This window comes from Marinobacter sp. B-12, from assembly GCF_056857915.1.
In genome coordinates, this window is sequence record NZ_JBSXOB010000063.1 from 48375 (window position 1) to 61601 (window position 13227).

Annotated in this window: 12 protein-coding genes and 1 pseudogene; 6 read left to right on the forward strand and 7 right to left on the reverse strand. The window is 55.9% G+C overall.

Annotation, left to right across the window (positions count from 1 at the left end; genetic code table 11):
- Positions 1–87: 87 nt before the first annotated feature.
- The 5 genes from AC13D2_RS17940 to AC13D2_RS17960 are packed head-to-tail and all read left to right on the forward strand — an operon-like array spanning position 88 to position 4945.
- Positions 88–1158 (forward strand): TRAP transporter substrate-binding protein, encoded by a 1071-nt coding sequence (locus AC13D2_RS17940; RefSeq protein ID WP_286749913.1) that lies wholly within the window; start codon positions 88–90, stop codon positions 1156–1158.
- A complete protein-coding gene (gene potA / locus AC13D2_RS17945) occupies positions 1155–2285 on the forward strand; it encodes a spermidine/putrescine ABC transporter ATP-binding protein PotA (protein WP_286749911.1) in 1131 nt (376 codons plus the stop codon). The genes AC13D2_RS17940 and potA overlap by 4 nt, the downstream gene beginning before the upstream one ends.
- Complete coding sequence (potB, locus tag AC13D2_RS17950) at positions 2278–3138, forward strand: spermidine/putrescine ABC transporter permease PotB (RefSeq protein WP_482938975.1); 861 nt, start codon at positions 2278–2280, stop codon at positions 3136–3138. Before potA ends, potB begins: the two co-directional genes overlap by 8 nt.
- Positions 3135–3905, forward strand: coding sequence for a spermidine/putrescine ABC transporter permease PotC (gene potC / locus AC13D2_RS17955; RefSeq protein WP_482938976.1), 771 nt, complete (start codon positions 3135–3137; stop codon positions 3903–3905). The genes potB and potC overlap by 4 nt, the downstream gene beginning before the upstream one ends.
- Positions 3902–4945 (forward strand): ABC transporter substrate-binding protein, encoded by a 1044-nt coding sequence (locus AC13D2_RS17960; protein WP_482938977.1) that lies wholly within the window; start codon positions 3902–3904, stop codon positions 4943–4945. Before potC ends, AC13D2_RS17960 begins: the two co-directional genes overlap by 4 nt.
- 30 nt (positions 4946–4975) lie before the next feature.
- Here the strand turns inward: AC13D2_RS17960 and AC13D2_RS17965 are convergent.
- Positions 4976–5524 (reverse strand): annotated as a pseudogene (locus AC13D2_RS17965) (HAD-IIA family hydrolase); the annotation flags it as partial.
- A gap of 24 nt (positions 5525–5548) precedes the next feature.
- A complete protein-coding gene (locus AC13D2_RS17970; protein WP_482938978.1) occupies positions 5549–5710 on the reverse strand; it encodes a hypothetical protein in 162 nt (53 codons plus the stop codon).
- 206 nt (positions 5711–5916) lie between these two features.
- Here AC13D2_RS17970 and AC13D2_RS17975 point away from each other — a divergent pair, with 206 nt between their 5' ends.
- Complete coding sequence (locus AC13D2_RS17975; protein ID WP_482938979.1) at positions 5917–8190, forward strand: sensor domain-containing diguanylate cyclase; 2274 nt, start codon at positions 5917–5919, stop codon at positions 8188–8190.
- A 15-nt stretch (positions 8191–8205) separates the two neighbouring features.
- Here AC13D2_RS17975 and AC13D2_RS17980 read toward each other — a convergent pair whose 3' ends face one another.
- The 5 genes from AC13D2_RS17980 to AC13D2_RS18000 form a co-directional block, all read right to left on the reverse strand.
- Complete coding sequence (locus tag AC13D2_RS17980) at positions 8206–9618, reverse strand: alanine/glycine:cation symporter family protein (RefSeq protein WP_292046479.1); 1413 nt, start codon at positions 9616–9618, stop codon at positions 8206–8208.
- Positions 9619–9641: 23 nt separating this feature from the next.
- Positions 9642–10082, reverse strand: coding sequence for a universal stress protein (locus AC13D2_RS17985; protein WP_292046478.1), 441 nt, complete (start codon positions 10080–10082; stop codon positions 9642–9644).
- A gap of 30 nt (positions 10083–10112) precedes the next feature.
- Positions 10113–11396: a TRAP transporter large permease gene (locus tag AC13D2_RS17990; RefSeq protein WP_292046476.1), complete on the reverse strand. Its 1284-nt coding sequence runs from the start codon at positions 11394–11396 to the stop codon at positions 10113–10115.
- Between the two features lie 33 nt (positions 11397–11429).
- Positions 11430–12023 carry a TRAP transporter small permease gene (locus AC13D2_RS17995; RefSeq protein ID WP_482938980.1) on the reverse strand — a complete coding sequence of 198 codons (594 nt, stop codon included), beginning with the start codon at positions 12021–12023 and terminating at the stop codon, positions 11430–11432.
- A 108-nt stretch (positions 12024–12131) separates the two neighbouring features.
- A complete protein-coding gene (locus tag AC13D2_RS18000) occupies positions 12132–13160 on the reverse strand; it encodes a TRAP transporter substrate-binding protein (protein ID WP_300493714.1) in 1029 nt (342 codons plus the stop codon).
- Between the last annotated feature and the right edge of the window lie 67 nt (positions 13161–13227).

Here is a 13227-nt window from a genome sequence, read left to right on the forward strand (position 1 = left end):
CGGTCGATGATTGGCGTTAGCCGGCCAGCAAGCTATGATGTGGGCGATCTGATTCGACCACTACAAAAAACGGAACCTGACCTCGCTATGACTATTCACAAATCTTTTATGACCGTCCTGGCATTGGTGTTCGCGCTGGCAAGCGCGTCGCTATCGGCCCAGGAAACCTATACGCTTCGCCTCGCAGAAACCTGGGGGCCTAACTCTCCAATTCTGGGTGAAACAACGCGCCACATGGCCTCGATGGCCGAGAAAATGTCGGGCGGCCGCCTGCAGTTCCGGATTGACTCATCCAACAAGCATAAGGCGCCATTCGGTATTTTCGATATGGTGAAGGCGGGCCAGTACGATATGGGGCATACGGCCTCGTATTACTACAAAGGCTCGATCCCCAATGCCATGTATTTCACCACCGTTCCCTTCGGGATGATCGCACCTGAGCAATACGCCTGGTTTTACTACGGCGGCGGCATGGAATTGATGGAAAAAGTGTACCGCCCCCATGGCTTGCTGTCGTTCCCCGGTGGCAATACCGGCAACCAGATGGGTGGTTGGTTCCGCGAGGAAATCAAGAGTGTTGAGGACCTCCAGGGTTTGAAAATGCGCACCCCCGGGTTTGCCGGCGAAGTTATGTCCGAAGTGGGTGTTGCGGTGACCAACATTCCGCCTGGGGAACTTTACAGTTCGCTGGAGCGAGGCACGATAGACGCTCTGGAGTGGGTAGGCCCGGCACTGGATTTCCAGATGGGCTTCCATCAGATCGCAAAGTATTACTACTCCGGCTGGCAGGAGCCAGGCGCTGAAGTTCAGTTCCTGATTAACGAGAAAACCTGGAACAAGCTTCCCGAAGAACTTCAGGAAGTACTGCGGGTGGCTATGCGCACCGCCGCCTACGACATGTATATCCAGAGCATGCATGAAAGTGGCGTGGCCTGGGATCGTATGAAGGAAGACTATCCGGACGTCACCCATAAAACCTTCCCGCCAGAGGTCATTGAAGCGCTTCGTGATGCCACAGAGAAGCTGTTGGCCGAAGAGGCGGAGAAGGATGAACTGGCGCGGGAAATCATCACTTCCCAACGGGATTATCTGAAACAGGTCCGTCAGTGGACCAACATTTCCGATAAGGCCTACCTGAACAGCGTTTCGGGTGAATGAACGAGAGCCTTCTCTCCCTGAAGAACGTCTCCAAGGCGTTCGATGACAAAACCGTGTTGAACTCGCTGGACCTGGACATCCTGGACGGCGAGTTCATCACCCTTCTGGGGCCGTCGGGTTGCGGCAAAACCACCCTGCTGCGCCTGATGGCGGGTTTTGAGCAGCCAGACACCGGGGTAGTTAGCCTGTCTGGCCATGACATTACCCATGCCGCCCCAGAGCATCGCCCTCTGAATACCGTGTTCCAGAACTACGCGTTGTTTCCCCATATGTCGGTGTACGAAAACGTCGCCTATGGCCTGAAGATGGAGAAGCGGCCGAGGGCCGAAATTCGTCAGCGCGTGGACGATGTCCTTGCAATGGTGCAGTTGCAGGATTTTGCCCGCCGCAAGCCGCATCAGCTTTCGGGTGGCCAGCAGCAACGGGTAGCCATTGCCCGTGCCGTGGTCAAACGTCCGCAACTCCTGTTGCTGGATGAGCCTCTGTCTGCGCTTGACTACAAGTTGCGCCGGACCATGCAGGTAGAGTTGAAGCGACTGCAACGGGAGTTGGGCATCACGTTTGTATTCGTGACTCACGATCAGGAAGAAGCCCTGTCGATGTCGGACCGGGTGGTGGTCCTGAAAGACGGCGCGATTCAACAACTGGGCACGCCCCGGGAAATCTATGAGCGGCCCGCAAATCTCTTTACGGCGCGCTTCGTCGGGGAGACCAACCTTTTTCCAGGATACCTGACCTCTGTCGAAAACGATGGCATTACCCTGGATATCCTGGGTCTGAGCCGTACCCTTCAGAGGCCCGGGTTTACGCTGCGCGAGGGTGAGCAGGTGAATGTGCTGCTGCGTCCGGAGGATATTCGTGTGCTGGCGCCTGAAGACGAAAGGGGCCTGGCCGGCAGGATCGTGGAGCGTAACTACAAGGGCAGCACGCTGGACTCGGTGATTCACCTCGAAGACGGTACTGAAGTGCTGGCCAGTGAATTTTTTGATGAAGACGACCCTACCTTTGACTACAAGCTGGGCGAGCCGGTCCGGGTCAGTTGGGTGGACGGCTGGGAATGGTTATTGCCGGTTGAACTGGAGCCGGTCAATAACGATGCAGAAGAAGGGCTGAGTACGAATGCATAGGGTGTTACAGCAGCCCTTCAAAACCGCGATACTGATTCTGGTCTGGGGCTGGTTGTTGCTTCTTGTGCTCACCCCGAACTTGCTGGTGGTGGGTGCCAGCGTGATGACACGTGACCCCGGCACCTTCCTCTCGCTGCCGCTGAACCTGGACAGTTACCGGCAGTTGTTCGATCCGCTGTACCTGGACGTGTTCCTGAATTCCCTCTACATGGCCGGCATGACGACCGTCTTTTGCCTGCTGATTGGGTATCCCTTTGCATGGGCACTGTCCGGCCTGGGTAAACAGCGCCAGACGCTGCTGATTTTCCTGTTGATCGTGCCGTTCTGGACCAACTCCCTGGTACGCACCTACGCCCTGAAACTGCTGCTGGCCACCAACGGCCTGATCAACAATGCACTCTTGGGGTTGGGGCTGATCGACGAGTCGCTGAGAATGCTCTACACCGAAGGTGCTGTGGTCATCGGGCTGGTATACCTGCTGCTGCCGTTCATGATCCTGCCGCTGTACTCCGTGTTCGATGACCTGAGGAAAGAACTGTTGATGGCTTCGCACGACCTGGGGGCGGGCAAGCTTTCGACGTTTCTGCACGTGACGATACCCCTGACCTTGCCGGGCGTGCTGGCTGGCGTGATGCTGGTGCTGTTGCCCGCCATGGGCCTGTTTTTCGTGGCGGACATACTGGGGGGTTCCCGCAATTTGCTGGTCGGCAACGTCATCAAGAACCAGTTCCTGGATGCCCGTGACTGGCCTTTTGGAGCCGCCGCCAGCATCCTGTTGACGGTTGCCATGGCTGTCCTGCTGTTTGCGCACCGGCTCAGCCAGCGGCGACTCGGCGATGAGGCCAGGGCATGAATCGCTGGCTGCCGAAAACCTATCTTACCCTGGTGTATGTGTTGCTCTACCTGCCGATCCTGGTGCTGGTGGTGTTCTCGTTTAACAGCTCTCGTACCGGTTACCGCTGGGGCGGGCTTAGCCTGCAATGGTATGAGTCGCTGTTCAATAACCACGCCATGGTACAGGCCATGTGGAACTCCCTCTGGCTGGCACTGACGGCAGCCACGATATCGACCATTATTGGCTCGCTGACAGCATTGGCCCTTCACCGGTATCGCTTTCGTGGCAAGCGTGTGCTGCGGGGCATGCTGTTTGTGGTGATGATGTCACCGGAAATTGTATTGGCCATCTCGTTGCTGGCGTTGTTTCTGTTGGTGGGCTTGCAACTGGGCTTTATCTCTCTGCTGCTGGCCCACGTAACCTTCTGCCTGCCATTTGTTGTCATCACCGTGATGGCGCGATTGAGCGGGTTTGATGAAAGCCTGCCGGAAGCGGCGCGGGATCTGGGCGCCAGTGATTTCACCATGACCCGTACGGTACTGATTCCGGTAATCATGCCAGCGTTGCTGGCTGGGTGGCTGTTGGGTTTCACCCTGTCGCTGGACGATGTGGTGGTGAGCACCTTTGTGAGCGGTCCCAGTTATGAAATTCTGCCACTGCGCATCTACTCTATGGTGCGGGTGGGCCTGAAACCGGAAGTGAATGCCCTGGGCACTCTGCTACTGGTGTTTTCCCTGGCAATGTTGATGCTGTCCCAATGGATACTGACAAGGAGCAAGCGATGAAGAAACTGGCGCTGGCGGGCCTGTTGGCTGCAACCCTGACCGGATGCAGCTCGCAGGAAGAGCCGCAGGTACTGAACCTCTACAACTGGTCTGAATACATGCCGCAGGAAGTGTTGGACCGCTTTGAGGAAGAAACCGGTATCCAGGTGGTTTACACCACTTATGACAGCAATGAGGCCATGTATGCGCGTCTGAAACTTCTGGATGAAAGCGGCCAGTACGATCTTGCACTGCCCTCCACCTATTACGTCAACAAAATGCGTAAGGAAGGGCTGCTTGAAAAGATCAACCACGAGAAACTGGAAGGCTTCGAAAAGCTGGACCCGGACCTGGTGAATCTGGAGATCGATCCCGATAACCAATACAGCGTGCCCTACCTCTGGGGTACAACAGGGCTTGCCTACGACGCCAGCGATGTTGAGGGAAATGAGGTGAAGGCCTGGGCAGATCTGTGGGATGACAAGTACGAAGGCCGGGTGATGCTCACCAACGACATGCGTGAGGTCTTCCACATTGGTTTGCGGGTGCTCGGCCACTCCGGTAACAGTACCGACCCCGAAGAAATTAAGGCGGCTTACGAGAAACTCACGGAACTGATGCCGTCGGTGCGTACCTTCAACTCAGATGCACCGCGAATGCCCTATCTCGAAGGTGAAACCGACATTGGCATGATCTGGAATGGCGAAGCGGTGATGGGGGAAGAAGACATGCCATCTCTGGAATACGTCTACCCGGAGGAAGGCATCATTGTCTGGTTGGACAGCTTTGTGATTCCCAAAAATGCCGAGAACGCTGAAGCGGCCCACCAGTTCATCAGCTTTGTCATGCGCCCGGAGATCTCTGCGCTGATCAGCGAAGACATTGGCTATGCCACGCCGAATCTTGCGGCCCGGGAATTGCTGAGTGACGAAGTGGCTAATGACCGTACCAGCTATCCGACGCCGGAAGACCTGACCAATGCCGAGTTCCAGAAGGACGTGGGTGACGACGCCATGCAGGTCTATACCAGATACTGGGAAATGTTGAAGTCCGGGCAGTAAACCTGTAAACGCCCCGATTTGCCCCGGAAATCAGATCTTCGGGGCGATAAAGTCGGGTGCAATACCGGACTGCGCGATGCCGTTCGGTATATCCATACCCTGCAGGGATCCCTCGGCCGTCACCAGCAGGGTTTTCATGCCGGCGTTCTGCCCGCCCAGGATATCCGTATGAAGGGTGTCGCCCACCATGAGTATCTGTCCCGGGGGTATGTCCGTGAAGCGCTCAATAACGGCCTGGAAGGCGGGTGCATAGGGTTTGCCGTAGAACTGCGGTAGGGTACCGCCGGCCTCACGGGCCCGGTGGGTGAAGAATCCTGGCTCGGAGTTTTCCGGGGCAATCACACCCCAGAGGCCCTCCCTGGCGCGATTGGCAAGGGATTGTTCCAGCAACCAACGGCTTGAGATCAACTGATCCGGCGTGATGTCGAACCCCATGTGCCGATATTTCTCCACCAGTTTGGCGTGGCTGGCGGTCGCCGCGTTGGAGAGAATCTGGACGTGCCTGCCCATCCGCTGTAGCTCCCGAAACCGTTGAATGGCAGCGGGAAAGGCCCTGGGGCCAGCATTCAGCACGCCGAAGGCATCGAATACGTATACCTGGAACTAGTTGGCCAGTGGCAGCAGATTGTCCAGCAGTTGCGGATTCGGTCGTTGGTCCATCGGCAAGCCGTCCGGCAGCCAGTGCCGGATTCGTTCGTATTGCCGGAAAGCCCAGGTAGGGGTTGGGATAACGCCTTTGTAGGATGTCGGGTGGGTATCGATCATCCGTCTAGAGTACCGCTTGGGATACCTTTGCGGGAACCCATTCGGAGTGCTGAATGGTTTTGTGACAGGCGCAGCCCGAAAGACGCTGAAAGCGTTGTCTAAAGCAATGGTTAGTGCTTGTGTTTATTGCCCGCCTGAGCCAATTTAATCTCATAGATGTTCTATAATTGTATCACTGTAATTTTTGGCGACAGGCAAGCCACTGTATGCAGACGCTGTACCTCTTCAATACCGTAAGGCTGATACTCCTGATCGCTCTGATCTTTTTAGTGCCTCCGGCGACTTATGCGGCAGTGGATCTGGATGATGGCTGGGAATATCGGTGGGGCGACTCTCCATTGTCCGATGCGGGGGTGCCGGAGTGGGTTCTGGGTCAGGACCCTGGGCAATGGAGCGCCATCGGCTTTCCATCCAACCCGCCTGATCGCAATGGGCAAGAACATGTATGGTATCGGATCACCCTTCCGGAGGGCGAGTGGCAGGAGCCGGTCCTGTATATCTACAGTGTCGACCTGATTGTCCAGGTCTGGCTCGATGGCAAGAACATATACCAATACGGCACCTTCGATGATCTGGGCCGGGGCCGTTTCGAAGGTTGGCCCTGGCACGCGGTTCCGCTGCCCGAGAATTTTGAGGGCAAGCCGGTCTACTTTCGCATTTTCTCTGATTACAGCGACATTGGCCTCTGGGGTGAAATCTCCATTGTGGAGCGGCCGGCCTTAATCCTGTTTATCGTAAGAAACTCCCTGGAAGCACTGGTCATTTCCGGTTTCTCCGCCCTCATTGCCCTGCTAGCGATGTTTTTCGCCATGTTGCAAACGGAAAAGAAGAGTTTCGGGAGTATTGCTCTGTTCTCTTTGTCGTCCGCCATTCTGCTTCTGTCCGAAAGCCAGGCCAGCCAATTGCTCTGGAACGTGCCATTGATGTGGGACTATCTGGCCGCCGGCTCCTACTACATGTTGCCGGTGGCCATGGCACTGTTGCTGGAACAGTGGTTCAGTGATCGCAGGCCCTGGTTAATCAATCTGGTCTGGAAAATCCATCTGGCCTACGCGGTAGCGTCGATCACATTGGCGTTGTCGGGGTTGGTTGACCTGTCATCAACATACCCGCTGTTTGATGCGCTGCTTTTAGTGTCCCTGGCTACCATCACGATCGTTGTCGTAGAGCGGTTCAGGCATCTGAAAATTGAGCAACAGATCATCCTCGCCGCTTACGCCGTGTTCTGCACCTTGTTGGTGGTGGACATGGCCGTTGCCCATGGCGTCCTGCCCTGGCGGAGGGTGCCGGTCAGTTGGGGCACGCTGATCTTTTCGCTGGCGGTTGTAATGATTTCCCTTTGGCATTATGCACGAACCCAGCAGGCACTCCATCGGTTAAATCTGTCGCTGGAACAGCAGGTAACAGAGCGAACCCAGAAGGCGGAGGCGTTGGCACGTCGTGAGCAGGCCAGGGTGAGGCTGCTCACCTTCGAGAATGAAAAAACCCGTGTTCTGAACGACATCAATGCGGAACTGCAGGATTGCATAAGTCTCAACCAAACGTTCCATGTGCTGGCGCGGAGGCTCCCTGACCTGTGCAGTCCTCTGCGGGGAAGGCTCTACCAGCGTGTGGACAATGGCAAGGCCTATGAACTGTTGACACGCTGGGGGTATGCGGGAGAACCGGAATCACCGCCCCGCATCGAAACCCTTGAGGGCCCGCCATTACATAGCCAGATACCCGAACGCCATATCCAGGGTTTGGGTCAGCCGTGGTCCGAGTGGCAGAAGGGCGTGAATGAATCGTTGTGTCTGTGGATTAACTTGCAGTCGGCAACCGAGGGGTCATTGACGATGGCTCTGTTGTTTGTGGAAGTGCCGGAAGGGTTTGCTGCCGACGGCACCGATTACGGTGCGGCCCGATTGTTCCAGGCGCTCAGCCAGGGCGTGCAGAAAATCGGTATCGCGCTTTCGAGCATCAGTCTGCGGGAAGAGTTACAGAAGTACTCATACGAAGATGCGCTCACCGGCCTGAAGAATCGCCGCTATTTTGATCAGCTTCTGGAGCACGAATCCGCCGTGGCCTTGCGCGGTGACCAGCCGCTGTCGCTGCTGATTGTGGATATCGATCATTTCAAGCGCTTCAACGACACTCATGGTCATGAAGCTGGCGACTCTGCCCTGAAAGCCGTGGCTGGTGTGCTGGCGCAGCATTTCCGCGACAGCGATGTGGTCTGTCGTTTTGGAGGCGAGGAGTTTGTCATCATCATGGCCGGCTCCACCGCAAAGGCCGCTTGCGATAAGGCGCGAGAACTCGCTCACGCCGTCCGTGCCATGCCGGTGGAACATGGTGGCTTTGAATTGGGCTATGTAACCATATCGGTGGGGGTGTCCAGTTGGCCCGAGTGCAGCGATTCCCCAGACAGCTTACTGGGACTTGCTGACCGGGCCCTGTACCGCGCCAAGGAGGCGGGCAGGGACCGGGTAGAAATTTCGTAAGCGTCGAAAGAGGGGCTAGTGCCAGATGTTGCTGTCGATTTTTTCGTGCAACTCTGGGTAGTCCTTTGATTTGAAGTGCGGTACCTCGCCCTGTTTGCGCTGGGCAAGATAGTCTTTTGTCAGCTTCACCACCGTGCCTGAAAGCATGACAATGGCAATCAGGTTGATGGTTGCCATCAGACCCATGGATGCGTCGGCGGCGTTGAAAACAGTCACCACCGCCTCGTAACTACCCCAGACAACCATCCCGAGGACAGCAGAGCGAAGCATTGTAATGGCAGCGTTGTTGTCACCGCCAAGATGAATCAGGGCGTTCTCTGCGTAGGTGTAGTTGGCGACGATGGACGTGAATGCAAAGAACAGGATGGCAATGGCGATGAAATAGGCGCCGGACTCACCAATGTGGCTTTGCATGGCATCCTGGGTAAGCTGGGTTCCGGTAATGCCCGAGCCCGGTTCCATGACGCCGGAGAGCAAGATCATCACAGCTGTTGCGGTGCAGATAATGATGGTGTCGACAAATACGCCGAAGGCCTGCACCAATCCCTGGGATGACGGGTGGTGAGGCGCTGGTGTGGCAGTTGCAGCAATATTGGGTGCCGAGCCCATACCGGCCTCATTTGAGAACAGCCCGCGCTTTATGCCGTTGAGCATGGCGGCGGTAATGGAGCCCGCCGCGCCGCCGGCGGCTTCTTCCAGCCCGAAGGCGCTCTTTACGATAGTGATCAGCACGCCCGGCACTTCGGTGATGTGAATGGCCATTATCACCAGGGCAATCAGCACATAGATACCTGCCATCAGCGGCACCACCAGTTCCGCGAATCGGACGATGGAGCGCAGGCCTCCAAAGATGACGGTGCCCGCGAGAACGGCGATCACGATGCCAACCCACAACTTGGGCACCCCAAAGGCACCCTGCATGGCATCGGCAATGGAATTTGCCTGAACAGCGTTGAAGACCAGTCCGAAGGACAGGATCAGGCAGACGGCAAAAACACTGCCTGCCCAGGGCGCCTTCAGGCCCTTGGTTATATAGACCGCCGGACCACCCCGGTACTGTCCCTTGCCATCACGTACCTTGTAGAGCTGTGCCAATGTGCTCTCTGCATAGCCGGTTGCCATACCGACGAGGGCGACCATCCACATCCAGAAGATGGCGCCAGCACCGCCAAGGTACAGCGCTACCGCCACACCAGCGAGGTTACCGGTGCCCACTCGAGAGGCAAGGCTGGTGCACAGGGCCTGGAACGGCGATATGCCGTGGACATCACTGTCACGGGAGCCGCGAATGGCGCGGATCATTTCCCCAAAGTTGAGGAATTGCAGAAAGCCCAGGCGGATGGTGAAAAAGACACCAACGCCCAGCAGGCCGTAGACCAGAACGTAGCCCCACAGAATGGAGTTCAGTGAATCTACGATAGTGGTCATAGTTCTTCCTTAAACAGTTGTCGTTAAACTACCAGGACGGGGCATTTTGCACGGGAAGCCACCCGGTGCGACACGCTGCCCAGCAGCATGCCGTCTTTGTCGCCGTGCGTGCCCCGAGAGCCAACGACGATAAGATCAACGTCCTTGTCTTCGGCGAATTTGGTGATGATTTTGGACGGCCGACCGGCCTTGACGAAGCCCCGGACCTTTACCGCCCCTTTTTTCTTCGCCTGTTCCTTGGCGTGGTTGACGATTTCCTTGGCGTATTCCGACAGCACTTTGTCTGGGATATCCATGCTGTCGGGGCGCCCAATCGACAGTGATGCCTCAAACAGGCTGTGGTGCTTGTAAACACACATCAGATAGATCTCGGTGTCCATGAGTTTCTGCAGTTCAATAGCCTTGTCCATGGCCTTGAAGGACGACTTGGAACCGTCAACAGCCACCAGGATTTTTTTGAACATGTTCTTCTCCATGAAATCAGTCTCTATCCGTTAGCGAAACGCTACGTCACGCAAGAACAGCGCAATTTGCGGGAATGCGATGATCAGACCCGCTGCCGCCACCAGCATAAAGACAAACGGCGGCGTACCACGGATCACTTCCCAATAAGGACGCTTGAATATGGCTATGGCAGTGAAAATGTCGCAGCCAAACGGTGGCGTTGCCGAGCCTATGGCCACCTGAAGTGTGATCAGAACCCCGACGAGTACCGGGTCCAGGCCAGTGGCTTCGATCGCTGGTGCAAAGATTGGCGTTAGTACCAGAATGACGACAATAGGATCAACAAACATGCAGGCGACGAAGAAAGCCACACAGATCGCAATCAACACGCCGACGGGACCGGCTTCATTAACGCCGACGGACTCCAGTATTGCCTGTGGAATCTGTGCAAAGGATATAATCCAGGAAAACCCGTTTCCGACGGCCACCAGTATGAAAACCACGGCCGTAATCAGACCAGTGGACTTGGCAATGCGATAGACGTCCGGCAATTTGAGTGACCGGAAAACCGCGAACTCGAGCAGGAATGCGTAAAGCACGCACACAGCCGCCGCCTCCGTGGGGCTGAATATGCCGCCATAGATACCGCCGACGATGATGACCGGGAAGAACAGCGGCCACAGCGCTTCACGGACGGCGACACCACGCTCTCTCCAGCCGGCCTTTTCCTCAGTTGGAACCTTGTTAATGTAGGCATAGATCAGGCAGTAAATGGAAAACATGGCCAGAATCATGATGCCGGGGCCGATGCCTGCGATGAACAGCTCGGCTATGGAGGTTCCGGAGATTACCCCGTAAATAATGAAACCGATACTTGGGGGGATCAGGAACGCAATATCACTGGAGTTGATGATCAGCGCCAATGAAAATGAGTCGGAATAACCCGCTTTGAGCAGTTTCGGACGAAGGGGGGAGCCGACAGCGACCACCGTCGCCTGGGTAGAGCCGGAAACAGCGCCGAACAGAGTGCACGAGGTCGCGGTGCTGATTGCCAGCCCGCCTTTTATGTGCCCAATGAACGCCATCACCATATGGATCAGGCGGTCGGCGGACTGGCCGCGGGTCATGATGTCCGCCGCCAGAATGAACATCGGCACCGCGATCAGGGAGGCGGGGCGAATACCGCCCATCATTTGCTGGACAAAAGTGCCCATCTGGCCGAAGCCATCAAACATCATTACAAAACCGACCACCGCGCCGGTGATCAGCGGAACCATCATCGGGAAGCCCAGGAGCAGCAGCCCGATCATGATTACCATCATTATAGTCGCCATGAGTTTCTATCCTTTGTTAAAGCAGCTGCAGGTTCAGACTTCCGACTCACTGTCCGCATAACCATCGATCACACCAGTAGAGAGATAAACATCCTTGCTGGTGAAATTCTTGATGGCCGTAAGGAAATACTGAATGCCGGTGATTGCAAAGCCCACTGGCGCCCAAACGTAAATCCACCAAATCTCAAAACCCAGCGCCGGAAGGATGCGTCCGCGGCTATAGAGGGTCTCGACGTACCCATAAGAGTGATAGCAGAGGAAGAACATCACCACAGATGTAAACAGGGCAATGAAAATCATCAGGACTTTGCGCCCTTTGGGGGGGATCGCATCGTAAACCGCAGACATGCGGATATGACGGCCATGGCGGGCCGCGTAACCAATACCTGCAAAGGTAATCAGGATGATAAGAATTCGGTTGATCTCACCAGAGAAAAACAGGCCTTCACCGAAGACAAAGCGCGCAATAACGTTGATGCATGTATTGACGGCCATAAGAATTACGCCAACGGCGAGCATGACGGCTTCAGTTTTGGCGATAACTTCGTCAATGGTTCCCAGAAACCCGGGGAGGCCGGACTCGTAGGTGCCGGTATCGTCTTCTAGATCCGGGGAGTTCTCGGACATGGGGGTTGCTCCAGAACATATCGCTCCCAGCCGGCAGGAGGTCCCCGGCGGGGCGGGGTTAAAACAGATTCCCGCCGGGCAGGGCCGGCGGGAATGGTTCCTTCAGGTTCAGTTACTCTGAACTTCCTTGAGGTCTTCCTTGAACTGGTTCAACAGCTCTTTACCACCTTCACCCGTCATTTCGATGAACTTGTCTTCAACCTGCGGCGCGCGGGCCTTGAAGGCTTCGATCTGTTCGTCGTTCAGGCGAGTGACGGTGACCTCGTCGCTGGCTTTCTGGATTTTCTCAAGCGCTTTTTCCGCGAGACCGTCAATGTGCACGATGATTTTCTCGAACGCGTAGTCAGCGGCGTCCTCAACAAGCTTTTTGTCTTCGTCGGACAGGCCGTCGTAGAAGTTCTTGTTGGCCATCATGGCAGTGGTGAACCAGCCGTGGCTGGTGAAGACCAGGTTCGGGGAAACTTCGTAAAGACCGCCGGACTCAATCCAGAAAATCGGGTTTTCCTGACCCTGGATCATGTTGGTCTGCAGCGCACCGTAAACCTCACCCCAGGGCAGCGGCGTGGGCGTTGCGCCAAACGCGGAATAGGTTTCCGACAGCAGTGGGTTGGTCATGACACGGATCTTCTTGTTGTTGAAGTCTTCCGGCTTGCTGACGGGCTCGTCCACCGTCACGACCATTTCACCTTCCGGATACATCTGCAGAAGCTCCAGGCCGTTCTGGGCGTACAGCTCGGGGAAGTCCTCGTTGATGGCCTCACTTTCACGGAAGAACTTGATGACCGTTTCCATGTCGGTCGGCATCAGGTACGGAATGAAGAAAATCTGAGCTTCCGGAATCAGCGAGCCTGTGAAGCCAGGGGACTGGTTGACGAAGTTAAGGATGCCAGCCTGGGTCTGCTCCATGATGTCGTCGGATTCGCCGAGTTCACCAAAACGATAAATCTGCACGGTGTGGTCGGAGTTGTCTTCGATGTATTCCTTGAAGTCGTAAGCGAATACGTCCTGGACATCACCTTCGTATTCTTCGTGCGCATAGCGCCAGTTGGCAGCATTCACCGAATTTGCCGCTGTCATTGCGGCAAAGGCGAACGCTGAAAGCCCTGCCAGTTTCTTGAACTTGCTCGTGGTGCTCATCGCGTTGTCTCCGCTTATTTTTTTGCTGAAATGATCTGTTACATTTATTTAGACTGGCAAAACAATC

Bases quoted from the DNA above. Each gene is read 5' to 3' on its own strand.
- AC13D2_RS17940 (WP_286749913.1), top strand. From the start codon at position 88: ATGACTATTCACAAATCTTTTATGACCGTCCTGGCATTGGTGTTCGCG.
- potA (WP_286749911.1), top strand. From the start codon at position 1,155: ATGAACGAGAGCCTTCTCTCCCTGAAGAACGTCTCCAAGGCGTTCGAT.
- potB (WP_482938975.1), top strand. From the start codon at position 2,278: ATGCATAGGGTGTTACAGCAGCCCTTCAAAACCGCGATACTGATTCTG.
- potC (WP_482938976.1), top strand. From the start codon at position 3,135: ATGAATCGCTGGCTGCCGAAAACCTATCTTACCCTGGTGTATGTGTTG.
- AC13D2_RS17960 (WP_482938977.1), top strand. From the start codon at position 3,902: ATGAAGAAACTGGCGCTGGCGGGCCTGTTGGCTGCAACCCTGACCGGA.
- AC13D2_RS17970 (WP_482938978.1), bottom strand. From the start codon at position 5,710: ATGATCGATACCCACCCGACATCCTACAAAGGCGTTATCCCAACCCCT.
- AC13D2_RS17975 (WP_482938979.1), top strand. From the start codon at position 5,917: ATGCAGACGCTGTACCTCTTCAATACCGTAAGGCTGATACTCCTGATC.
- AC13D2_RS17980 (WP_292046479.1), bottom strand. From the start codon at position 9,618: ATGACCACTATCGTAGATTCACTGAACTCCATTCTGTGGGGCTACGTT.
- AC13D2_RS17985 (WP_292046478.1), bottom strand. From the start codon at position 10,082: ATGTTCAAAAAAATCCTGGTGGCTGTTGACGGTTCCAAGTCGTCCTTC.
- AC13D2_RS17990 (WP_292046476.1), bottom strand. From the start codon at position 11,396: ATGGCGACTATAATGATGGTAATCATGATCGGGCTGCTGCTCCTGGGC.
- AC13D2_RS17995 (WP_482938980.1), bottom strand. From the start codon at position 12,023: ATGTCCGAGAACTCCCCGGATCTAGAAGACGATACCGGCACCTACGAG.
- AC13D2_RS18000 (WP_300493714.1), bottom strand. From the start codon at position 13,160: ATGAGCACCACGAGCAAGTTCAAGAAACTGGCAGGGCTTTCAGCGTTC.